Source organism: Rothia similimucilaginosa (genome assembly GCF_029850985.2).
Classification (GTDB): Bacteria; Actinomycetota; Actinomycetes; order Actinomycetales; family Micrococcaceae; genus Rothia.
Map to the genome: position 1 here is coordinate 1,463,830 of NZ_CM138149.1, position 24,037 is coordinate 1,487,866.

Here is a 24,037-nt window from a genome sequence, read left to right on the forward strand (position 1 = left end):
AGCGCCAGGGGCGCTTATCCGGGGTAGTTCTGCAGCAGGTTTTCAGCAGAACCGTTGAAAGTTTCGTTATTGCCGTAACGGCTGTAGCGGGCGGGTTAGTCGTTACCTTCGGCGAGGACCGCCGCCTCCGTATCATCGGGGAGGAAGGGCGCAAGCGCCGGCAGCTCGTTCAGGGATTTCAACCCGAGCTTTGTCAGTAGCAACTCCGTGGTTTCGTAGAGGGTCGCGCCGCTTCCGGCTTCGCGACCAGCCTCACGAATCAGCTGCCGTTGGAGTAGCTGACGAATTGCTGCGTCCGCATTCACGCCTCGAATGGAGGCCACCCTCGCCCTGGTCACCGGCTGCTGGTAGGCAATCACGGCAAGTGTCTCGTAGGCGGGCTTGCTCAGCGTCTCGCTCTTGGAACGGGTCACGAAGCGTGCCACCCAGGGGGCGAAGTCGTCGCGGGCGTAGAGCTTCCAGCCTCCTGCGATGTTCCGCAACTGGAATCCGCGCGGTTCCGGTGCCACCCCCTCTTCTCCGTAGCCGCTTTCTTCGCCGTTGTACTCGCTGTACAGCTGGTCGAGCGCGTGCTCAACAGCTCGTTCGCTAACGATGAGAGCGGCGGAGAGTTCTTTGACGCTCACGGGTGCTTCGGCAACGGTGAGGATTGCTTCGATGGCGCTTTTGACGCCGCCAGGGATTACCTCGACCTTGGAGAATTCGGCTTCGGCATCAACCGCTACACTGGGTGCGGTGGAGGGGCCTCCCTCCGGAATCTTTACCGGTTTCGCTTCCGGTTTCTTCGACTCGCGGGGCGCAGTTTCCTGCGATTCCTCAGAGCTGTCGGAGATGCCGGAACTGTCGGAGTCCTCTACCGTTTCAGCGGCCTCAGCTTCTTCGGCAATCTCAGTACTCAGAGGCGTTGCAGCTACCTCATGTTCAGCCGGCTCAGCGTCCGCCTCAGCAGGCTTTGAGCTCTCAGCCTCTACCGGCGCCGAGTCAGCCTGTTCCGAATCCTCATCCGCGTTCGGATCCCAGTAGCCCATGTTCACGATGGCAAGGTCGTCAGGGGTAAATTCACGGTCAAAGCGTGAGCCGTGATTACTCATAATCCTCCTCTACCGGTTCCGTGTTAGCTTCAGATTCGTTCACTTCGGGTGATTCAGGCGCTTCACTGGTTTCGTGCGCATCCTGAGTGTCTGTTTCTTCACGAATTACGAACTGTGCCGCGCTCGCGCTCGCACGTACCCGAATGGCTCCGAGTAGTGCGTCCTGTTCTACATGCAGGGCGCCTTCTTTGTAGAGCTCAAGCAGGGCGAGAAAACGAACCACCGCGATTTCTAGTTCGCCGGATCCTTGAACCAGTTCGGCAAAGCTCAGTTCCCGAGCCGCGGTATCGAGCAGGCTGTGCAGAATATAGTGTTCTTCAGCCGCGATGGTGGTGAGCGGAACGTGCAGGTGCTCGTTGAGTTGTTCAACGATTTCTTCGGGTTCCGGTTCGGGTTCTTTGGGGGTTCGGCTCAGCGCTGCTGCGGCGATGCGGGCGAACTCTTCGGCGCCTCCGGTAAAGACCAGCTCGGGTAGCGCCTGGGCGAATCGTTCTTCGAGGGCTACCGCACGGGGAAAACGCTGTGCTTCTTGCGCCCAGCGTTCAGCAAAAATATCGGCGACTTCGCGGTAGGCGCGGTATTGCAATAGACGGGCAAAGAGCAGGTCGCGTGCCTCCAACAGCGCAACATCCTCTTCGAGGGGTTCACGATGCTGCGGGAGCAGGCGTGCGGTCTTGAGTTCCAGCAGGGTTGCGGCGGTGACCAGAAATTCGCTGGCTTCGTCGAGTGCACGTTCGGTGCCTTCAGCGTAGAGGGCGTGCAAGTATGCGAGGAACTCGTCGGTAACCTCTGCGAGCGCCACCTCGGTAATATCGAGTTTGCGGCGCGAAATCAGGGTCAGTAGAAGATCAAAGGGACCCTCAAAATTACTGAGGGTGAGGGTGAAACCGCGTTCCGGGTTCTGCAGGCCGCGGCCCTCAGTCCGGGCGTTCGTGGCGGTGTCTGCGTTCGGTGTCGGTACCCTCACGGCAGCGACGTTCGTGGTCATAAACGACCTATTCTCCTTAGGTTTATTCTCCCCGGCTTTATTGGTGCCGTCTCAGATGCGGCTTCTATTTCGCCTATTTTTCGGCGTAAGCAGTGTGCGGGGTCTTTAGAATCCACACAATTATACGCCCTCTGCCGGTGTGACTCAAGGATGAGAGTCACCTCAGCGGAGGGCGTATAGGTGCGCAGAGGGCTTTAGCGTGCGCCGCCCTTATAGATCAGTTCGCGTGCCACCTGGCGGTATGCTTCCGCACCGGGGTGGCTGGAGGCGTAGCTGAGAATCGGCTCAGCGGACACCGATGCGTCCGGGAACTTCACGGTGCGCTTGATGACGGTGTCGAAGACCTTGTCGCCAAATGCGTCCACGATGCGCGCCAGAACTTCCTTAGAGTGGATAGTGCGGGCATCGAACATAGTGGCAAGTACACCGGAGATTTCGAGGTCGGGGTTCAGACGGTCCTGAACCTTCTCGATGGAGTCGACCAGCAGTGCAACGGCTCGCAGTGCGAAGAACTCACAAATTAGCGGAATGATGACGCCTTCGGAGGCGGTCAGTGCGTTGACGGTCAGCAGGCCCAGGGAGGGTTGGCAGTCGATGAGGATGACGTCGTATTCGTCGCGGACCTTGCGCAATGCCGAGGCGAGAACCTGCTCGCGAGCCACTTCGTTGACCAGCTGAACTTCAGCTGCGGAGAGGTCAATGTTGGCGGGCAGCAAGTCGATGTTCTCCACGCCGGTGGGCAGGATGACATCCCTGATGTCGACCTTACGGTCCATCATGACGTTGTAGACGGTCAGGTCCAGTTCGTGCGGGTTCGCGCCGAAACCGGCGGAAAGTGCTCCCTGCGGGTCGAAGTCGACCAGGAGCACCTTACGGCCGCATTCTGCCAGTGCCGCGCCCAGGTTAATGGTGGAGGTGGTCTTACCCACGCCGCCCTTCTGATTCACCATAGAGATAATTCGGGCGGGACCGTGGCTGCTCAGCGGAGCCGGGTCGGGGTATACGCGCAGGGGTCGACCGGTGGGGCCGAGTTCTTGAGCCTGAGCTTCAGTCAATGGTTCACCTTCATCAATGAATTCGAAGTTTTAAAGTTTAAGCGTTGTCTATAAGGTTACCTCAAGAGCGGCTGTTCCGCGGTTTGACGGGGTTTTATCCCCGTTCGTGGGCACGCGGATGCGCCATGCGGTACACCTCCATGAGCCCCTCGGGTGTGACCTTGGTGTACACCTGTGTGGTGGCGATGGAGGCGTGCCCGAGTAGTTCTTGCACCACGCGAATATCGGCGCCACCCTGCAGTAGGTGCGTTGCGAAGCTGTGGCGCATGGAGTGCGGTGAGAAGTCTGAGCTGAGCCCGGCAGCTTCGGCGGCTTCTTTGAGGATGAGCCAAGCGCCTTGGCGTCCAAGTCTGCCGCCTCGTCCATTAACAAAGAGTGCGGCGGTGCCTTTACCGTGCGCTACGAAGGTGGGGCGGGCACGCACCAGGTAGTCTTGGATTGCTTTTTGGGCGTAACTTCCGATAGGTACGAGCCGTTCTTTGTTTCCTTTGCCGAAGAGTCGAACATAGCCGGGCAGGATAATCTGGTTGCTGTCTTCGTCTGTGAGGGTTCCCTCGAAGTGTACGTCGTCAATATCGGCGTTGAGCATTTCGCTCACGCGTGCGCCGGTGGCGTAGAGGAATTCGAGTATGGCTCGGTTGCGTAGCCCGGTGGCGGTTTCGCGGTCGGGTACGGCGAGTAGCCGCTGAATGTCTTCTACACTGACTGCTTTGGGTAGGCGCTTAACGTTCTTGGGCGGAGTGACCGGTGCCGCCGGATCGGTGGGCACGATGAGCGCGGAGACCCAGAAGGCATGTACTCCGCGGACTGCCGCCATGGTGCGGGCGATGGAGTTCGGTCCCAGCGGCAGGGGCAGGCTCGGCGCCCCTTCAGCGGTTGGCATTTCTTTTTCAGGGGCCCCAGCTTTCTCCGGCTGCCCGGCACGTGCGTTTCCAGCGCCCCCGTTTCCTGTACCTCGCCCCGATTCGGAGGCAATCATCAGCGCCAGCGATTCTGCGGCTTCTTCCTGTGCTTCCTGAGATTCCTGCGCGTTTTGGGTGTTCTTCTCCCCCGCCTCGAATCCGGCAAGAGGCACGGTGGGGGCGGCGAGTTCCCGCATGAAGGAACGCACCTGCGCGGTGGTGATGCGTTCGGGGTCGATGACTCCGAGGGTCGCCATGTAGGCGCTGTATCGTCGCAGGTCACGCCCGTAGGAGGCGATGGTGTGTTCGCTGCTTCCTCTCTCCACGCGCAGGTGGATGAGGTACTGGTCAATGGCTTTCTGTAGCGGGGTCTGCCCCTCCTGATGGGAAGAACCCAAGGTAGAAGAACCCAGCACGGAGGAACCGGCAAAAGAGGACACGCCGAGCAGACTCGCGCCGCAGAATGTCTTGCTCGCCGTACTTTTTGCCTGCTTCACGCTATCTCCTCTATCGGTTCTCTTGATATGTGGGTTTGCCGTAGGCGGAGCTACTCCCCCGCCCAATGCTCCGTTCTTAGTGGTTGCGGAAGTTCTCCGGCTTTTCGCGGCGCTGCCCCATATAGGGGTGGAACTCCCAGCCACCCTCGGCAGGGCGCAGGCCTTCAAAATTGTTCTGCGCCGCCGCATAGGTGGCGAGTACCGCTTGGATAGCGAGCGCGTTGTGAATCTTTCCGCCTAATACCAGCTGCACCGCGTCGGCGAGGGGTACCCAGCGATAGGTCATTTCGGATTCTTCATAGGTGCGTTCGCTACGTTCTTCGGCGGGCAGTTCCGAGAGGTTGCGCGCCAGGTAGACGCGGCCTGCTTCGCTAGTTGCGCCGGGGCTGCTGAAGTAGTCGGTCAGAGCGTTCCAGGTGGATGCTTTCAGGTCTGCCTCTTCGGCAAGTTCGCGCTGCGCGGCGCCCAGGGGATCTTCACCGTCGATGTCGAGCAGTCCGGCGGGCACTTCCCAGAGGTTCATACGCACCGGATGGCGGTATTGGTTGAGCATCAGCAGTTCGTTGTTGTCGTTGAGAACCGCCACGGCGACGGCGCCGGGCATTTCCACGACATCGCGGGTCAGCGCAGTGTTTTCATTGAGTTCGTACTCTTCGACGGTCGTTTCGATGACGTAGCCGCTGTACTTCACGGTGCGGGTGCGGATGGTACATTCGGAGGGTGCATCAATAATCTGCTGGTTGTTGCTCATTCTTTCATTGTAGGCGGCTTTTTAGCCCCGCTACATTTGGCGCGTCAGGTACGGCCACGGTTTAAAGCACGTTCAGGTTTACACAAGAGCATCCCGCTCTCCCCTGCGCGGGGTGAGCGGGATGCTGAACGTTTATGCCTAGATATTAGGCGCCGCGGCGTTCCAGAGCAGCCTTAATCAGGCCGGCGAAGAGCGGGTGCGGGCGGGTCGGACGCGAGCGGTACTCGGGGTGTGCCTGAGTTGCCACGTAGTAGGGGTGTGCCTCTGCGGGCAGTTCCACATACTCGACCAGCGAGGAGTCCGGGGAGGTACCGGAGATGTGCAGACCTGCTTCTTCAAGCTGCTCGCGGTACTCGTTGTTCACCTCGTAGCGGTGGCGGTGACGCTCTGCAACCTCGGTTGCACCGTATGCCTTAGCAACCTGAGAGCCGGGAACGAGGTTTGCCTTGTACAGGCCCAGGCGCATGGTGCCGCCCAGGTCGCCTGCACCTTCGACGAACTGCTTCTGCTCTTCGATAGTTGCGATGACCGGTACGGAGGTTTCGGGCTCGAATTCGGTGGATGATGCTTCGCGCAGGCCCAGTACGTTGCGTGCGTACTCAATGACCATGGACTGCAGACCGAGGCAGATACCCAGGGTCGGGATCTTGTGCTCGCGTGCGTACTTGAGTGCACCAATCTTGCCGTCTAGGCCGCGGATGCCGAAGCCACCGGGCACGAGGATTGCGTCCATGTCGCGCAGCTGGTGGTCTGCATCTTCATCGGTTGCGCACAGGTCGGCTGCAACCCACTTGATGTTGACCTTAACGTTGTTTGCGAAGCCGCCGGCGCGCAGAGCCTCAGAGACGGACAGGTATGCGTCGGGCAGATCGATGTACTTACCGACCAGGCCAACGTTAACCTCTGCCGCGGGGCGGTGCACTGCGTCGAGCAGGCGGTTCCACTGGGTGAAGTCCGGTGCGGAAGCCTCAATGCCGAAGTAGTCGAGGATGTAGTCGTCGAGCTTCTGGCTGTGCAGGGTCTTGGGGATGTCGTAGATGCTGGGTGCGTCGGCGCAGGAGATAACTGCGTCGCTGTCTACGTCGCATGCGTTACCAATCTTGGTACGGTGCGATACGGGAACCTCACGCTCACAGCGCAGGATCAGACCGTCAGGCTGAATGCCCAGGCCGCGCAGTGCTGCGACGGAGTGCTGGGTCGGCTTGGTCTTGAGCTCGCCAGAGGGGCCGATGAACGGCACCAGGGAGACGTGCAGGAAGAAGACGTTCTTGCGGCCAACATCGCGGCGTACCTGGCGTGCTGCTTCCATAAAGGGCAGGGACTCGATATCGCCGACGGTACCACCGATTTCGGTGATAATAATGTCGGGCGCGTCGTCAATTTCCGCTGCGTGACGCATGCGGGCCTTGATTTCGTCGGTAATGTGAGGGATGACCTGGACGGTGTCACCAAGGTATTCACCGCGGCGCTCCTTCGCGATGACGGAGGAGTAGACCTGGCCGGTGGTCACGTTAGCGGACTGGTCGAGGTTTTCGTCCAGGAAGCGCTCGTAGTGTCCGATGTCGAGGTCAGTTTCAGCACCGTCGTCGGTGACAAAGACTTCACCGTGCTGGAAGGGGTTCATCGTACCGGGGTCGACGTTCAGGTAAGGGTCGAACTTCTGCATGGTCACAGAGAGGCCACGTGCGCGAAGAAGCTGACCGAGGGAAGAGGCCGAAAGGCCCTTACCGAGAGAAGATGCAACGCCGCCGGTCACGAAAATCTGGCGGGTTACCTTGTCGTTAGAGGACGCATTCAGAGCGTTATTTTTTTCATTCACCACGGAATTTAAGCCTACCATTTTCTTGTCTGCTATCCAAGCAGAGGGTTTTGCCACAAGAGGATTCTCTCAGGTGGTTTTCCCTCCCCTATTTGTCCTTATCACCACTGTAAACGGAGCCGGGGATTTATTATCCCCGCCGCGCCGTGTAGAAGCAGGTGTAGGAGCATTCACAGAGTATCTCACATCCTCTGAGCTCCATGCACCGCTGTTGGTCACCGGCTTGGACTGTACTGACAACTTTCCGAAGCATGCTCGCGCTCTTCAGTCCCTTTGATGGTCTTTAGCGCCGAAAGATGGCATCTTTCGGCGCTTTTACCAGCACCTTTCCAATCCTTTTCCCGGTAGGTTTGCATGTTACTTTCAGCGTCCCTACGGCACGTCTCGACCGGCTGCCAGCAGCTCGCGGGCGTGCTCTCGTGCCGATTCTGATTGATCGTGTCCGGAGAGCATTCGCGCCAGTTCCACCACGCGTTCCTCTTCGGAAAGTACCTTGACCTTCGAGAGGGACGCGTCATCATTTTTCAGCACGAGAATGTGCTGGTCCGCAAAGGCGGCAACCTGCGGCAGGTGGGTAACCACCAGAACCTGCACGTGTCGGGCGAGCATGGCAAGGCGGCGACCGATTTCGATAGCTGCCTTACCACCCACGCCGGAGTCCACCTCATCGAAGATGAAGGTGGGCACGGGGTCCACCTCGGCAAGCACCACCTCCAAGGCGAGCATCACGCGGGAGAGCTCACCACCGGAGGCACCCTTACCGAGCGGGCGCGGCACGGCGGTTCGGTGCGGGGCCAACATGAAGGTGACGGTGTCTCGACCGTGCACAGAAAACTTTTCAGCTTCGGCAACCTCCACGACCAGGGATGCGTTCGGCATGGCAAGAGCAGTGAGCTCCTCGCTGACGGCATCCGCCAGTTTCTGTGCGGCAGCACGGCGCAGGGCAGTTAGCTCTTCTGCCTGGGCACCGAGCACCTTGCGTAGCTGTACCAGTTCGGTTTCCAGGGTTTCCTGTCGCTGGGGGTCGTCCACCAGGGTCTCAAGGCGTGCACGGGATTCTTCGGCCCATTCGAGCACCTCGGCAATATCGGAACCGTATTTGCGGGTGAGGGTTGCCAGTTGGGCGCGGCGAGTCTGTACCTGTGCCAGACGTTCGGGACCTTCAACGTCCAGGGAGGCCATGTAGGAGGACAGATCCGAGGATATATCGGTGGCAAGAATCAGCAGTTCGTTGACGCGCGCGGCGAGGGAGGCAAGCTCTTCGTCAGCGTCTGCCTGCGCATGTAGCGCGGAGCGGCTTGCATCGAGCAGGTTCATGACGCTCTGCTCGTCGCCGGTGGAGTATTCGCTACCGCTGAGCGCTGTGGAGGCGGTTGCCGACGCGATACGTAGCGCTTCAACGTTCATGAGCTTCACCATTTCGGCTTTGAGCTCTTCTTCTTCCCCAACCTGCGGGTTGACGGCGCTAATTTCTTCGAGGGCGCCCTGCAGGGTCTGCGCTTCGAGGGCGCGTGCGCGAGAGTTTTCTCGTACCTCCTTGAGCTCTGCGGCGGCGGCACGGTATCGCTCGTAGTTTTCGCGGTACTTCTCAAGCAGGTTGGCGAGCTCTTCGCCGGCGTACAGGTCGAGGGAGTGGCGCTGCTCTGCAGCTGATTTGAGGCGCAACTGATCGGACTGGCCGTGGACTGCAACAAGAGTCTGACCAATCTTAGACAGGGTTCCGATGGGTGCGGAGCAACCGCCGACGTGGGCGCGGGAGCGCCCCGAGGCGTTGACGGTGCGTGCCAGAAGCAGTTCGGAGGTCTGTTCGTCGATGTCTTCGGCGGTGCCGCCGGCTTCTTCGGCAAGCTCGAGGGCTCGGTGCCCGTGGGGCAGGCGAATCACTGCTTCGGCGAGGGCGCTCTTGGCACCGTTACGCACGCTGGATGCGTCGGATCGGGCACCCAGGAGCATGCCGAGGGCGGTGACGACCATGGTTTTACCTGCGCCGGTTTCGCCAGTCAGCACCGAGAATCCGGGTTCGAGGGGGAGCCTTGCATCGGTAATAATGCCGAGGTCTCGAATATGGATTTCCTCAATCACGAACGTTCATTCCTTTTCTTTAGCGCTTCTCGCCGTCCTGTGGACCTCGCCAACCACGAATCGGAAGCTCAAATTTACGCACCAGTCGTTCCGAGAAGGGAGCCGGGTGGATACGGGCAAGCAGCACCGATTTTTCGGAGCGTCGCACCTCAATACGGGATCCGGGGTCCAACTCTACGGTTCGGCGGCCATCACACCAGAGCACGCCGGAGGCACCGTTTCCTGGCATCATTTCTACCGCCAAGGTGGAGGTCGGCGCTGCTACCAGCGGGCGCGCAAAGAGCGCATGAGCCGAGAGTGGCACCATGAGAATTGCTTCAACTTCGGGCCAGACGACCGGACCGCCACCGGAGAAAGCGTAGGCAGTCGAGCCGGTGGGGGTTCCCATGACCACGCCGTCGCAGCCGAAGCTACTGAGCGGGCGGCAATCCACCTCGATAATAACTTCAATCATTTTTTCGCGGTTGCCCTTTTCGACACTAGCTTCATTCAGTGCCCAATCGCTATGCACTCGCTTGCCGTCGTTCCAGACTTCCACGTCGATTGCCATGCGTTCTTCAACTGTGTATTCGTTGTTGACGATGCAGCGAACGGTTTCAGTCAGGTCACTCTCTTCGGATTCAGCAAGGAAGCCAACGTGTCCCAGGTTCACGCCAATGAGCGGAACGCTAGTTCTGCGCACCATTTCGGCGGCGCGAAGAATCGAGCCGTCACCGCCGAGCACCACGCCGAGTTCAATATCAATGAGCGCCACGGATTCGTGGACGACCTGCACGGGGATGGGCTCGTCCCAGTTTTCACTCAGGGTCTCCAGATCGGAGCGAGTCATGACGGGTGCAAGTCCCGCTTCGTAGAGCTGAGTGCACGCCTGTCGGGCGGCATCTCGTGCTTCTTTGCGCCCCACGTGGGCGAAGACGAGAATCTTACGGTGACGTTGTTCCACCGAGTCTTCGGAACCACGACGTTCGGAACCATCGCGCGCATCTACAGCAGCCACCTGTGTGGTTGCTTCCTGCGGGGCGTGGCTTTCGTGTTCTGCCATAAGGATTCTCTCCCATTGGGTGTTGAGATGGTGTATCTACACCTATCATACCGAATATGTTCTCGAAGATTTTCTAAAACACCATATTTTTAGAAAATTATTTCGAATAGCGTGCAGCTGGGGTATCTCTAAAATACCCGTAAAAAATACCTGCGAATAGCGCGACAGCCTGAGAAAGCCCTACCCTCAACGCGTCCTGCGTTATCGAGCGGTTTTTCTCAGACTGCCTTAGCACTATTTATTTTCGGCACTATATTTATTTTCGACACCATAGGAAGTACTCTACGTTGCCGTCCTGTCCGGGGAGCGGGCTGGGTTCCATACCCATCACGCGCAATCCATGGCTTACCGCAGATGCCTGGACTTTTTCCACTGCTTCACGGCGGGCGGATTCTTCGTGCACCACTCCCCCGCGTCCGATGCGGTGTTTGCCAACCTCGAACTGCGGCTTGGCCATGAGCACCAGGTCGCCACCGGTTTCGGTGGCGTTCGCTAGCGACTCCATGACCAGGGTCAGCGAGATGAACGAGAGGTCAGAAACCGTCAGCTCAACCTGCCCGCCAATATCTTCGGGCTTCATGTAACGAACATTGAGTCCTTCGTACACGCCAACTCGCGGTTCTTTGCGTAGTGTTTCCACAAGCTGCCCGTGTCCTACATCAACGGCGGCTACGTGGGCAGCTCCTCGACGAAGTAGCACGTCGGTAAAGCCTCCGGTGGAGGCTCCCGCGTCCAGGCAGCGCTTACCTTCCACCTCAATATCGGGGAATGCGTCGAGGGCACCGGCGAGCTTGTGGCCTGCGCGACTGACGTATTCGGTCAGTTCGCTCTGGCGCACGTAGAGGGTATCCTCCGGGCCCACGAGCATGGACGCTTTGCGTGCAACCTTGCCGTTGACTTGCACGTCTCCCGCCGCAATAAGTTTTGCGGCGAGGGTTCGGGAGATCACGAATCCGGCTTCGACCAGGTATTTATCGAGGCGCACAGTGTCCTTGTCTTCTTTCTCTCGTCTGGTGACGGGTTATCTAGTGCCGGTGAACTAGGAGAGGTTTTCGAGGTCTTTCTCCAGCTGCTCGCTCATCGTTTCGAGGCGCTTGACGCGCTCTACGGGATCCAAGGCGAGGGTCGCCGCCAGCTGGCGCTCGAATTCTGCGTCAAGCTCAGAGCTTTCCTCAGCCGTGCTGTTAGTGTCCGGTTCTTTAGGCACCGGGGATCCCCTGGATGTTGGGGCGTGCGCCCTGTTCGGGGTTTGCTGCCCACCATGCCGCGCAGGCTACGCGCCATGCTTCGGCTTCGCTCTCGCTGCCCGCGAATGCTTCGGTATCTTCAATCTCGGGGCCGGTCAGGCTCAGGTTTTCACCGCGAACTCGTGCCTGCCAGGTGGGGCCGGTTGCGATGACTTCGTAACCTTCGTAGAGCACTTCAATTTCGGGGTAGGGTGCGAAGAAGTCCTCGAGGGCGCGCAGAATATAGGTCGGACGCTGGTTCGGCACGGCCTCGATGACGTCTTGGTAGGTCTGTACGCCGGTAAGGACGAGGGCGCCGTCCATCTTTGCGTTGTTGGCTCCGAGAATGTCGGTGTCCAGGCGGTCGCCCACGATGACGGGGCGGCTGGAGTTCACTGCCTGCGCTGCGGTGTGGAAGATTGGTGCTTCGGGTTTACCCGCGACGAGCGGGGTACGGCGCGAGGCAGTTGCTACGGCTGCGACGAGGGTGCCGTTACCGGGTGCCTGGCCTCGTTCCTTGGGGATGCTCTGGTCAGTGTTAGTTGCAATCCAGAGGATGTCGGGGTTTGCGAGGGTGTAGGCGGCTTCCGCGAGGTCTTCCCAGCCAATCTTGGGGTCGAATCCCTGGATGACGGCTACAGGGCCTTCTTCTTCCTTGCGTACCGTTTCGAGGCCTACTGCACGAACACAGTCGGCAAGTGCTTCGGTGCCGGTGACGAGTACTTTGGAGCCTGCGGGTACATGCTGTGCAAGCAGTGCTGCGCCTGCCTGTGCGGAGCTGACGACGCGTCCTGCTCGGGTGTGCACGCCCAGTTCACGCAGGTGCTCTGCTACGGATTCTACGGAACGCGATGCGTTGTTGGTGACGAAGATGACCGGTACGTTGATTTCTTCTTCAGCGCGGTTGAGCGCTTCGGGTGCACCTTCGATGGCGAAGGGGCCTGCGTAGACTACGCCGTCCAGGTCGGAGAGGAGGGCATCGTAGCGGGATAGGAGTGCGTTCGTGGTCATAGAGTGTTCCTCTCGGGGTCTCTGGCGGTTGTCGCTATTAATCGTACCTGTTAGACACTCTAGCGTTGGCACCTTCGAGCGATTATATAGAAAACCGCTGGACGCTCTTCCCTGCTTGGGTGTGGCGTCCAACGGTTTCACGCTGACACTTAGGTCGCGTATTTAGAATTCTTAGATTCTCCGCAGTCTTATTCTGCGGAGGTTTCTTCTGCTTCTTCAGTCTTGGGCAGTTCGGTCTTCTCGTCCTCAACTGCCTCTTCCTGAGCTTCGCTTGCTTCATTTTCTGCGGATGCTTCAGCGATCTCCTCGGACTTTTCGCCTGCGGACTCGGTGAGTTCTACGGGCTTCTCTTCCTTTTCGAAGAGGCCTGCTTCACCGAACATGTCGAAGATTTCGGGTTCTGCGAAGTTACCCTGACCCAATGCTGCTTCTGCCATGAATGAGAGGCGTGCCCAGCGTTCTGCTTCCTGGTTACGGTCTGCGTTAGCAAGCGCGTCGGAGTACGCGCTGAACAGGCGGGGGCTGTATTCGAAGGCACGCTTAGGGTTCAGCTGAGGAATCTGCAGTGCTACGACAGCCTCGGACTTCTTGCCCTGATCGCTGAGGATGCCGGATTCAACGATGGCGAGCTCTACGCGCACGTTGGCGGGCAGTTCTTCCTTCTCGGATTCTGCAATCATTTCCATTGCCTTGGGTAGGCGGCCGAGCGCACGTTCGCAGTCTACCAGCAGTGCCAGGTGGTCTACGGAGCCGCTAATACGGCGGTGGGTGCGCAGTTCGCGCAGTGCCAGTTCGAAGTCTTCTGCTACGTATGCGGCAACACCAACAGCTTCGCGTACTGCGGCAATACGGCCTGCGCTACGGGATGCGGCAACGGCGTGTTCTAGTGCGAATTCGGGGTCGATGTCGAGGTAGCGACCTGCCATGGCGAGGTGCTTTGCAACGGTTTCTGCGTTGCGCGGCTCAAGGGCGCGCAGCTGACGGAAGGTTGCGCCGTCCAGCTCGCGACCGGTGATGTCATCGTCAATTTCCGGTGCCTTGGGCTTTGCGGGGCGGTAGCCTGCACGGCCACCAATGCTGCGTACTTCTTCGCGAGGTGCTTCAGCCTCGGGACCGTTGGAGCGAGGTGCCTTGGATCGGGAATCGGAGCGACGACCGTCAAACTTTTTGCCTCCGCGGTCATTACGCTTGAAACCGCCCTTACCGCCAAAGTTCTTGCCGCCCTTCTTGGAGCGGATGTCCTTTCCTCCGCTGTTCTTGCGGTGATGGCGGGGGCCGGAGCCGTTAGACTCGTGACGGGGGGTCTCAGACATGAATCTCCTTGGGAGGTATCCGCCAGTGTCGGCGGGTAGGGTATGCAGTCGGTTCGGGCGAACCGCTGCCTGAGGCATCAACTCTATGAGGGGTGCTTTAGATACACCCGCTAATGCCTAAACATAAGCCATACCATTCTAGTATAGAGAGCACCTTCCGTGCACCCGTACCGATAGGATGTTAAAGACAAATGGGGAGGCCGTTAGACCTCCCCAAACGAAAATAGCCCCGGCAAAGCCGGGGCTATTGAACAATAAAGCGGCAATAACCTACTCTCCCACACCCTCAAAAGTGCAGTACCATCGGCGCAAAGAGCCTTAGCTTCTGGGTTCGGAATGGAACCAGGCGTTTCCCTCTCGCTATAATCACCGCAAACCTACGGGATTGTTATCCAAAAACCATACAGTGAACGCAAACAACAAACAACTTCCTGAAAAGTAAGCCTTCAGCCTATTAGTACCAGTCAACTCCACGAGTCTTCAGTCCTCGCTTCCATACCCGGCCTATCAACCTCATCATCTATAAGGAGCCTCACACACCAAAAAGTGCCAGGAAATCTCATCTCGAAACAGGCTTCCCGCTTAGATGCTTTCAGCGGTTATCCCTCCCGAACGTAGCCAATCAGCCATGCACCTGGCGGTACAACTGACATACCAGAGGTTCGTCCGTCCCGGTCCTCTCGTACTAAGGACAGCCTTTCTCAAATTTCCAACGCGCGCAGCGGATAGGGACCGAACTGTCTCACGACGTTCTGAACCCAGCTCGCGTACCGCTTTAATGGGCGAACAGCCCAACCCTTGGGACCGACTCCAGCCCCAGGATGCGACGAGCCGACATCGAGGTGCCAAACCATGCCGTCGATATGGACTCTTGGGCAAGATCAGCCTGTTATCCCCGAGGTACCTTTTATCCGTTGAGCGACGGCCGTTCCACAACGTACCGCCGGATCACTAGTCCCGACTTTCGTCCCTGCTCGACCTGCCAGTCTCACAGTCAAGCTCCCTTGTGCACTTACACTCAACACCTGATTGCCAACCAGGCTGAGGGAACCTTTGGGCGCCTCCGTTACACTTTAGGAGGCAACCGCCCCAGTTAAACTACCCATCAGGCACTGTCCCTGAACCAGATCATGGCCCGAAGTTAGACATCCAGATTGACCAGAGTGGTATTTCAACAACGACTCCACACAAACTAGCGTCCATGCTTCACAGTCTCCCACCTATCCTACACAAGCCAAACCAAACACCAATACCAAACTATAGTAAAGGTCACGGGGTCTTTCCGTCCTGCTGCGCGAAACGAGCATCTTTACTCGTACTGCAATTTCGCCGAGTTCATGGTTGAGACAGTAGGGAAGTCGTTACTCCATTCGTGCAGGTCGGAACTTACCCGACAAGGAATTTCGCTACCTTAGGATGGTTATAGTTACCACCGCCGTTTACTGGGGCTTAAATTCTCAGCTTCGCCACAAAGGCTAACCAATCCTCTTAACCTTCCAGCACCGGGCAGGAGTCAGTCCGTATACATCGTCTTACGACTTCGCACGGACCTGTGTTTTTGATAAACAGTCGCTTCCCCCTGGTCTCTGCGACCCATACACGCTCCGGGCAGCAAGTACCCATCACGCTCAAGGTCCCCCTTCTCCCGAAGTTACGGGGGCATTTTGCCGAGTTCCTTAACCATGATTCTCTCGATCGCCTTAGTATTCTCTACCTGATCACCTGTGTCGGTTTAGGGTACGGGCGGCTAAAACCTCACGCCGATGCTTTTCTCGGCAGCATAGGATCACCAAATCCCCCAAAAACAGGGTCCCATCACGTCTCAGGCACACAGCCGGCGCATTTAACAACCGACAACCCTACACGCTTAGACCACGACAACCATCGCGTGGCTTGGCTACCTTCCTGCGTCACACCTGTTAACACGTTTACCTCCAAAGATCGGGCCCCACAACCCACACAACACACAAACAAAAGCCTGCACATCATGCTTCGCATGGTTAGCATCACAATATCAGTATGGGCGGTTTTTCACCGGTACGGGAATATCAACCCGTTATCCATCGACTACGCCTGTCGGCCTCGCCTTAGGCCCCGACTAACCCAGGGCAGATTAACTTGACCCTGGAACCCTTGATCATCCGGCGGATGAGTTTCTCACTCATCTTTCGCTACTCATGCCTGCATTCTCACTCGCATAGCCTCCACCACTGGTTTACACCGCAGCTTCACCGGCCACACGACGCTCCCCTACCCAACAATCCAAAAAGATCATTGCCACAACTTCGGCGGTGTACTTGAGCCCCGCTACATTATCGGCGCAGAATCACTTGACCAGTGAGCTGTTACGCACTCTTTCAAGGATGGCTGCTTCTAAGCCAACCTCCTGGTTGTCTAAGCAACTCCACATCCTTTCCCACTTAGCACACGCTTAGGGGCCTTAGTTGGTGGTCTGGGCTGTTTCCCTCTCGACAATGAAGCTTATCCCCCACTGTCTCACTGCTACGCTCTCACTTACCGGCATTCGGAGTTTAGCTGACGTCAGTAACCCGTGAAGGCCCATCGGCCATCCAGTAGCTCTACCTCCGGCAAGAAACACGCAACGCTGCACCTAAATGCATTTCGGGGAGAACCAGCTATCACAGAGTTTGATTGGCCTTTCACCCCTATCCACAGCTCATCCCCTCCATTTTCAACTGAAGTGGGTTCGGTCCTCCACGACGTCTTACCGTCGCTTCAACCTGGCCATGGATAGATCACTCCGCTTCGGGTCTAGGTCATGCCACTCAAACGCCCTATTCAGACTCGCTTTCGCTACGGATACCCCACACGGGTTAACCTCGCGACATAACACTAACTCGCAGGCTCATTCTTCAAAAGGCACGCTGTCACCCCAAAAGGCTCCAACGGCTTGTAAGCACACGGTTTCAGGTACTATTTCACTCCCCTCCCGGGGTACTTTTCACCATTCCCTCACGGTACTGATTCACTATCGGTCACTAAGAAGTATTTAGACTTACCAGGTGGTCCTGGCAGATTCACACGAGATTCCACGAGCCCCGTGCTACTCGGGTGGCCACACCACGGACAGAACAATTTCGATTACGGGACTCTCACCCTCTACGGCCGACCATTCCAAGTCGTTCACCTACCATCCTGAACATCATGCCGGCAGCCAGTTAGAACTGCCACTGTGACTCCCACAACCCCCATGATGCAACGCCTAACCGCTATCACACACCACAGGTTTAGTCTCTTCCGCTTTCGCTCGCCACTACTCACAGAATCATTACATTATTTTCTCTTCCTGCGGGTACTGAGATGTTTCACTTCCCCGCGTTCCCCCCAACCAGCCTATACATTCAGCTGGTGGTAACTCACCATGAAGATGAGCCAGGTTTCCCCATTCGGAAATCCTCGGATCACAGCCCAGTTATCGGCTCCCCGAGGCTTATCGCAGATTCACACGTCCTTCATCGGCTCTTAATGCCAAGGCATCCACCGTGTGCCCTTAATAACTTACACACAATCAAGAAAAATAAGAATCTAAAATCAACAATCAAACCAACACAAAAGCATTGATTCAACGCAAATTCCAGAAGATGCTCGCGTCCACTATATAGTTCTCAAACAACAACCCACAACACAACAACAACACAAGAAAACAAATTCTCACATCATCACCATGCCAGGCAAACAAAGGAACAACACACATGTGTTACCCCAAAACCCAACAATGCGCCTCATCCAACCCAAAACCAATATTCCACCCATGAGCAAAACCACCCACCCGACACTCGCGGATAGTATGGCCAACTAAATGTGCTCCTTAGAAAGGAGGTGATCCAGCCGCACCTTCCGGTACGGCTACCTTGTTACGACTTAGTCCCAATCGCCAATCCCACCTTAGACGGCTCCCTCCCAAAAGGGTTAGGCCACCGGCTTTGGGTGTTACCAACTTTCGTGACTTGACGGGCGGTGTGTACAAGGCCCGGGAACGTATTCACCGCAGCGTTGCTGATCTGCGATTACTAGCGACTCCGACTTCATGGGGTCGAGTTGCAGACCCCAATCCGAACTGAGACCGGCTTTTAGGGATTAGCTCCACCTCACAGTATCGCAACCCTCTGTACCGGCCATTGTAGCATGCGTGAAGCCCAAGACATAAGGGGCATGATGATTTGACGTCATCCCCACCTTCCTCCGAGTTGACCCCGGCAGTCTCCTATGAGTCCCCACCATAACGTGCTGGCAACATAGAACGAGGGTTGCGCTCGTTGCGGGACTTAACCCAACATCTCACGACACGAGCTGACGACAACCATGCACCACCTGTATACCAGCCCCGAAGGGAAACACCATCTCTGATGCGGTCCAGTATATGTCAAGCCTTGGTAAGGTTCTTCGCGTTGCATCGAATTAATCCGCATGCTCCGCCGCTTGTGCGGGCCCCCGTCAATTTCTTTGAGTTTTAGCCTTGCGGCCGTACTCCCCAGGCGGGGCACTTAATGCGTTAGCTACGGCGCGGAAAACGTGGAATGTTCCCCACACCTAGTGCCCAACGTTTACGGCATGGACTACCAGGGTATCTAATCCTGTTCGCTCCCCATGCTTTCGCTTCTCAGCGTCAGTTACAGCCCAGAGACCTGCCTTCGCCATCGGTGTTCCTCCTGATATCTGCGCATTCCACCGCTACACCAGGAATTCCAGTCTCCCCTACTGCACTCTAGTCTGCCCGTACCCACTGCAATACACGGAGTTAAGCTCCGGCCTTTCACAGCAGACGCGACAAACCGCCTACAAGCTCTTTACGCCCAATAATTCCGGACAACGCTCGCGCCCTACGTATTACCGCGGCTGCTGGCACGTAGTTAGCCGGCGCTTTCTCTGCAGGTACCGTCAATCTCTCTTCTTCCCTGCTAACAGAGGTTTACAACCCGAAGGCCGTCATCCCTCACGCGGCGTCGCTGCATCAGGCTTGCGCCCATTGTGCAATATTCCCCACTGCTGCCTCCCGTAGGAGTCTGGGCCGTGTCTCAGTCCCAGTGTGGCCGGTCACCCTCTCAGGCCGGCTACCCGTCGTCGCCTTGGTGAGCCGTTACCTCACCAACAAGCTGATAGGCCGTGAGCCCATCTATAACCACTACATAACGCTTTCCACCAACACCCCATGCGGAGATTGGTCGTATCCGGTATTAGACCCAGTTTCCCAGGCTTATCCCAGAGTTAAAGGTAGGTTACTCACGTATTACTCACCCGTTCGCCACTAATCCACCTAGCAAGCTAGGCTTCATCGTTCGACTTGCATGTGTTAAGCACGCCGCCAGCGTTCGTCCTGAGCCAGAATCAAACTCTCCGTTGAAAAAATAGAAAAGCTTGATAATCTGATCTCAAACAGCGAATCACACACGGGGGTGCGTGACTCAAGCTGACTAAATTTGAAACCATTTGATGATTATCAAATATAAATAAATATTTGGTATTAGTTTCAGTTTCAACCACCATAATGGTGATTTTATTGAACAAAGCACACTATTGAGTTCTCAAGCAACACACCGATTCAACACCTCAACTTACTATTTCAAGCAAGCCTTACCGTTGAACGGTCATTCATGTTATTTCATGATCACCGCGTTCCCGCGGCAACCCAATCAACTATACCAGCGTTTTGTTTGTCATGCAAATCCGTTTTCCGTGATTCACACCACAAAGTTTCTTTCCTAAACTCTTCCACCATCACCAACAAAGCAACCCGGATTTCCTTCAAGCAAGAAACCAAAACACTATACAATTGAAAGTCATTCAACCGCTTCCGACTAGGAGAAACACCGAAGAAGTTCTTCGTTTTTTCCTCCTCGCCGCGGCGACTCATACAACTATACAGACGCCTAAACACCCATGCAACCTAAAAAAGGGTGAAGTAGACCACAAACACGGGGGTTTAGGTCCATCCTGACCTAAACATGACACTAGAACCCCTAGTCAGGAAAGGATAAGCTCCTCAAAAGTTCTTCGAAAAAAGTTTAAAAACCTTCAAAAGAACCCAAAAAACCTGCAGAATGCCCTCTCGGAGCATCCAAACAGAACAGACAGCGCCCATCAAACAACCAGGCAGCGCCGACCAACTCGAGAAGCGTACAACGGAGGAACACCTGGACAGCAAAGATACAGAACGACATATATGTAGAGCCTCTCCTGACGAAGGGGCTCTACATATATAGGGGACAGAAAAGGAGGAGCACTCCCCCACCGAACTGTCAGTACCAAACACTCAGTACTAAACACTCAGCAGAGAAGACTCCTCCCCTTCTATATATCGAGAAGACTAAATCAACTCTGTATTAGATAAGCTCTACAGCCCCCTGGTTCTTCTTGCCACGGCGAACCATCGCAAAACGACCGTGCAGCAGATCATCCTTAGAAATAGCTGCGTCCTCGCCCTGAACCTTCACACCGTTCACCGAAGCACCGCCTTCCTTCAGAATGCGACGAGCCTCAGAGTTAGACTTCGCAAAGCCCAGCTCAGTCAGAACAGAAATCATGTCCAGACGATCCTCGGACAGCTTAGCTGAAGGAAGCTCAGCAACCACAGACTCCAAGGTAGCCTCATCCAGAGCAGCGAAATCGCCCTTACCGAACAAAGCCTCCGAAGCAGCCACAGCCTGATCAGTAGCCTCAGTACCGTGAACCAGTGAAGTCACCAGGTATGCCAGAGTCTTCTGCGCCTCGCGCTTAAACGGCTCCTTCTCAACCTTCTCCGCAAACTCAGCAATCTCAGCACGAGTCAAGAAAGTAAAGACCTTCAAACGATCCACTACATCCGCATCCGCAGTGTTCAGCCAGAACTGGTAGAAAGCGTACGGCGAGCACATCTGCGGGTTTAGCCAAATAGCGTTACCCTCGCTCTTACCGAACTTAGTACCATCAGAGTTAGTAATCAGCGGAGTACCAATAGCGTGAACGCTCTTACCCTCCACCTTACGAATCAGCTCAGTACCGCTCGTCAGGTTACCCCACTGATCAGAACCACCGGTCTGCAGAGTACAACCGAAACGACGGTTCAGCTCCAAGAAGTCCAAGCCCTGCAGAATCTGGTACGAGAACTCAGTGTACGAAATGCCCTCATCAGAGTTCAGACGCTTCGCAACAATCTCCTTCTTCACCATGGTGCCCACGCGGAAATGCTTACCAACATCGCGCAGCAGCTGCAGAGCAGACATCTGACCGCTCCAATCCAGGTTATTCACCATACGAGCAGCGTTCTCACCCTCGAAAGATAGGAAACGCTCAATCTGAGCGCGCAGAGACTTAACCCACTCAGCAACAACCTCAGGAGAGTTCAGCACACGCTCAGAAGTCTGACGCGGATCACCAATCAAACCGGTGAAACCACCTACCAGACCCAGCGGCTTGTGACCAGCAAGCTGCAGACGACGCATCACCAGCAGCTGCACCAGGTGGCCCAGATGCAAAGAAGCCGCAGTCGGATCATAACCCGTATAGAAAGTCAGGCTCTCCTCGCTCAGCGCCTTCTCCAGAGCAGCCTCATCAGTGCTCACGTGCACCAGGCCGCGCCACTTCAGCTCCTGCCAAATATTCTCGAAGGTATCGTCATTATGCTGCGCGTTGAGGATCTCGGCAGACATGCTTCTCCCATTCACAAGGTAACAACGCCCGAAGGCGCTCGAACAAAATATGTAACAAGCCTAGCACCGCACCAGCCCAATCGCTCAGAAAAAACCAAGCGAGCGCCCAAACCGGTGCGGAACCGGCTCAAAGAAATAGAAATAACCGATAGAGGCTACACGAGCCACAAAGCTACAGACCCGCAGGCATCCGCGAACCCACCATGTGCAGGCGCTGAGTCGGACGAGTCATCGACACATACAAATCACCCACAGCACCATCAGCATCATCAATCAGCTGCTGCGGCTCAACAATCACCACAACATCAAACTCCAGCCCCTTCGCCTCCCACGGAGTCAAAACCAGCACCTGACTCTCCAGCGCTGTCTGCGCAGTACCCGTACGATCAGAATGAGCACGAGCCACAGCCTGAACCGTCTGAACATACAGGCTCGGCGGGCACACCACACCAATCAGAGCACCACCCGAATGAGCGACCTCCTCACTGACCACAGACACGGTCTGCTCCACAACCGACTCGGAAGCAACCTCATGAACCAGCGGAGCCCAACGGCCCTCACGCACCGCACGAGGCGCAGACACCTCATAGCCAGCAGCCTGAGCAACCGACACCGCCGCCTCAGCAATCTGAGCCGGAGTACGGTAATTAATCGTCAGCTCCTCCAGAGTGAAACGCTCACCCACAAACGGCTCCAACGCCTGCGACCACGACGAAGCAGCCGCAGCAGAAGAAGCCTGAGCAATATCGCCCACAATCGTGAACGACTTCATCGGACAACGACGCATCAACAGACGCCACTGCATAGGCGAGAGCTCCTGAGCCTCATCCACCACAATATGACCATACGCCCACGTACGATCAGCCGACGCCGCAGCCGCAGCAGTCATACGCTCGCCACGAACCTCATTCATCATCGCAATCTGCTCTGGAGTAATCACGCCATCGGCGCCAATATCCTCCAGCGACTGGTGAACATTCTCCAGAGCCTTCGCCGCATTCTCAAGGTTCGCACGATGCTCCGCCGCAGCACGAGCCGCAGCAGCCGCACCGGTCACCTTCGAAAAATCACCCAAAAGTTCAGCAGCCTCATCCAACAGAGGAACATCAGCTTCCGTGAAAGGGGCATCCGCCGGGCGAACCAGCAGCTCACGCTCAGCCTTCGACAACTCACGAGTCGCAGACTCCAGATAGTGCGGCTTCGAGAACAGCGAACGCAACAGAGTCTCCGGCGACAGCGGCATCCACGCCAAGTTCAAGGCACGGCGCACATCCATCGAGGCACGCACATCATCCTGCAGATACGGACGCTCCACCACACGACCCGCCGCACGGTTCAGCTGATCATCCAGCTTCGCGGTCAGTTCCTTCAACAGAATCTTCACGAACGTCTCACGAGCCTCATTATGCGGCTTGCCAGTCGAACGAGCGCGAGAACGAGCCGAACGAACCATCTCCGGAGTCAGCTCAACATCAGTACCCTCAACATTCAGACGCTGAACCTGAGCCAGCACCTTCTGACGATCCGCCACCGCACGCTTAATAACCTTCACCATGCGCAAATCGCCCTTCAACGCAGCAACCGCGCGATCCTTCTCAGGCACAGCACGCAAACCCGGGTACAGGGTCGCCAACGAAGACATCACCACGCCGGTCTCACCCAGCGAAGGAAGCACACGTTCGATATACCACATGAACGAATTCGACGGACCAACCACCAGCACGCCAGCCTTCGACAGGCGCTCACGGTTCGTGTACAGCAGGTACGCCGCACGATGTAGCGCCACAGCAGTCTTACCGGTACCCGGACCGCCCTGCACAACACGCACACCCGGTAGCTCCGAGCGGATAATAGCATCCTGCTCAGCCTGAATCGTCGCCACAATATCGCCCATGCGGCCCGTACGCTTCTTATTCAACGCCGCCAACAGAGCACCCTCACCGTGGAGAGTGTCCTCATCCTGCAGCATCTCCGAATCGAAGACCTCATCCTCAATATTTACGACAGTGCGGCCCTCAAGCATCAGGTGACGGCGGCGGCGCACGCCCATCGGCTGAAAGGCAGTCGCCTGATAGAACGTACCCGCCTCCGGGGCACGCCAGTCCATCAGCAGACGCTGCTGATTGCTATCCGTAATACCAATACGACCGATATATCGCACCGCATCAGCGCCCTCACGGTCCATATCCAAACGACCAAACGTCAGACGAGAATCCACAGCATTCAGCTGCGCCAAACGATCCTCATAGTGAGTAGCAAAAGAGTCACGCTCCGAACGGTTCTGATGACCGCCCACCGCCTGATTCTTACGAACAGCAGCCAGCATCTCAGCCGTCTCCTCACGGAGCTTATCCAGACGAGCATACACGCGAGCAACATACTCACGCTCCGCAGCCATCTGCTCGGCAAACAGCTTCTCAGCCGCCGAAGAATCAGCAGACTTCTGGGGTAGAGATTCAGATGACACGTAAGCTCCTTAAACCTATAGTGTCTCAAAGACAGGGTGCGACAGACACCCAAAAATACGGGTCACTATTTTACAGGACAGGCTCCGAAGGGCAGAAATATTGCCCCCATAGAAAAGTACCCCACCGGTTCAACCGGCGGGGCACCC

Annotated in this window: 14 protein-coding genes and 3 rRNA genes; all 17 read right to left on the minus strand. The window is 56.7% G+C overall.

Annotated features, from left to right (window positions below; genetic code table 11):
* Nucleotides 1–95 precede the first annotated feature (95 nt).
* On the minus strand, nucleotides 96–1,091 hold the full coding sequence (scpB, locus tag QFX07_RS06060) for an SMC-Scp complex subunit ScpB (RefSeq protein WP_279754705.1): 996 nt from the start codon (nucleotides 1,089–1,091) through the stop codon (nucleotides 96–98).
* Nucleotides 1,084–2,079: a segregation and condensation protein A gene (locus QFX07_RS06065; RefSeq protein ID WP_279754706.1), complete on the minus strand. Its 996-nt coding sequence runs from the start codon at nucleotides 2,077–2,079 to the stop codon at nucleotides 1,084–1,086. The genes scpB and QFX07_RS06065 overlap by 8 nt, the downstream gene beginning before the upstream one ends.
* 194 nt (nucleotides 2,080–2,273) lie before the next feature.
* The gene (locus QFX07_RS06070; protein WP_279740386.1) at nucleotides 2,274–3,134 is read right to left on the minus strand and encodes a ParA family protein; all 861 of its coding nucleotides are present in this window, start codon (nucleotides 3,132–3,134) and stop codon (nucleotides 2,274–2,276) included.
* 94 nt (nucleotides 3,135–3,228) lie between these two features.
* A complete protein-coding gene (locus QFX07_RS06075; protein ID WP_279754707.1) occupies nucleotides 3,229–4,533 on the minus strand; it encodes a tyrosine recombinase in 1,305 nt (434 codons plus the stop codon).
* Nucleotides 4,534–4,609: 76 nt separating this feature from the next.
* Nucleotides 4,610–5,284, minus strand: coding sequence for an NUDIX hydrolase (locus QFX07_RS06080; protein ID WP_279754708.1), 675 nt, complete (start codon nucleotides 5,282–5,284; stop codon nucleotides 4,610–4,612).
* Between the two features lie 145 nt (nucleotides 5,285–5,429).
* The gene (locus tag QFX07_RS06085; RefSeq protein ID WP_279754709.1) at nucleotides 5,430–7,124 is read right to left on the minus strand and encodes a CTP synthase; all 1,695 of its coding nucleotides are present in this window, start codon (nucleotides 7,122–7,124) and stop codon (nucleotides 5,430–5,432) included.
* A gap of 351 nt (nucleotides 7,125–7,475) precedes the next feature.
* Nucleotides 7,476–9,185 (minus strand): DNA repair protein RecN, encoded by a 1,710-nt coding sequence (recN, locus tag QFX07_RS06090; RefSeq protein WP_279754710.1) that lies wholly within the window; start codon nucleotides 9,183–9,185, stop codon nucleotides 7,476–7,478.
* 19 nt (nucleotides 9,186–9,204) lie between these two features.
* A complete protein-coding gene (locus QFX07_RS06095) occupies nucleotides 9,205–10,227 on the minus strand; it encodes an NAD kinase (protein WP_279754712.1) in 1,023 nt (340 codons plus the stop codon).
* A gap of 256 nt (nucleotides 10,228–10,483) precedes the next feature.
* Complete coding sequence (locus QFX07_RS06100) at nucleotides 10,484–11,212, minus strand: TlyA family RNA methyltransferase (protein WP_279754713.1); 729 nt, start codon at nucleotides 11,210–11,212, stop codon at nucleotides 10,484–10,486.
* 54 nt (nucleotides 11,213–11,266) lie between these two features.
* Nucleotides 11,267–11,434 (minus strand): GTPase, encoded by a 168-nt coding sequence (locus QFX07_RS06105; RefSeq protein WP_279754714.1) that lies wholly within the window; start codon nucleotides 11,432–11,434, stop codon nucleotides 11,267–11,269.
* Nucleotides 11,427–12,464, minus strand: a complete 1,038-nt coding sequence (locus QFX07_RS06110; protein ID WP_279754716.1) for an HAD-IIA family hydrolase — start codon at nucleotides 12,462–12,464, stop codon at nucleotides 11,427–11,429. Before QFX07_RS06110 ends, QFX07_RS06105 begins: the two co-directional genes overlap by 8 nt.
* Nucleotides 12,465–12,652: 188 nt before the next feature.
* Entirely contained in the window at nucleotides 12,653–13,777 is a 1,125-nt protein-coding gene (locus QFX07_RS06115; RefSeq protein ID WP_279754718.1) for a hypothetical protein, read from the minus strand.
* A gap of 257 nt (nucleotides 13,778–14,034) precedes the next feature.
* Nucleotides 14,035–14,151 (minus strand): 5S ribosomal RNA (rrf, locus tag QFX07_RS06120).
* 60 nt (nucleotides 14,152–14,211) lie between these two features.
* Nucleotides 14,212–17,302 (minus strand): 23S ribosomal RNA (locus QFX07_RS06125).
* Nucleotides 17,303–17,610: 308 nt separating this feature from the next.
* Nucleotides 17,611–19,139 (minus strand): 16S ribosomal RNA (locus QFX07_RS06130).
* The 16S, 23S and 5S rRNA genes sit together here, the layout of an rRNA operon.
* A gap of 979 nt (nucleotides 19,140–20,118) precedes the next feature.
* Nucleotides 20,119–21,423, minus strand: a complete 1,305-nt coding sequence (gene tyrS / locus QFX07_RS06135) for a tyrosine--tRNA ligase (RefSeq protein ID WP_279742178.1) — start codon at nucleotides 21,421–21,423, stop codon at nucleotides 20,119–20,121.
* Nucleotides 21,424–21,595: 172 nt separating this feature from the next.
* Nucleotides 21,596–23,890, minus strand: a complete 2,295-nt coding sequence (locus QFX07_RS06140; RefSeq protein WP_279755199.1) for a HelD family protein — start codon at nucleotides 23,888–23,890, stop codon at nucleotides 21,596–21,598.
* Nucleotides 23,891–24,037: the final 147 nt, after the last annotated feature.

Coding starts and splice junctions, on each gene's coding strand:
- scpB (WP_279754705.1), bottom strand. CDS start 1,091: ATGAGTAATCACGGCTCACGCTTTGACCGTGAATTTACCCCTGACGAC.
- QFX07_RS06065 (WP_279754706.1), bottom strand. CDS start 2,079: ATGACCACGAACGTCGCTGCCGTGAGGGTACCGACACCGAACGCAGAC.
- QFX07_RS06080 (WP_279754708.1), bottom strand. CDS start 5,284: ATGAGCAACAACCAGCAGATTATTGATGCACCCTCCGAATGTACCATC.
- QFX07_RS06085 (WP_279754709.1), bottom strand. CDS start 7,124: ATGGTAGGCTTAAATTCCGTGGTGAATGAAAAAAATAACGCTCTGAAT.
- QFX07_RS06095 (WP_279754712.1), bottom strand. CDS start 10,227: ATGGCAGAACACGAAAGCCACGCCCCGCAGGAAGCAACCACACAGGTG.
- QFX07_RS06110 (WP_279754716.1), bottom strand. CDS start 12,464: ATGACCACGAACGCACTCCTATCCCGCTACGATGCCCTCCTCTCCGAC.
- QFX07_RS06115 (WP_279754718.1), bottom strand. CDS start 13,777: ATGTCTGAGACCCCCCGTCACGAGTCTAACGGCTCCGGCCCCCGCCAT.
- tyrS (WP_279742178.1), bottom strand. CDS start 21,423: ATGTCTGCCGAGATCCTCAACGCGCAGCATAATGACGATACCTTCGAG.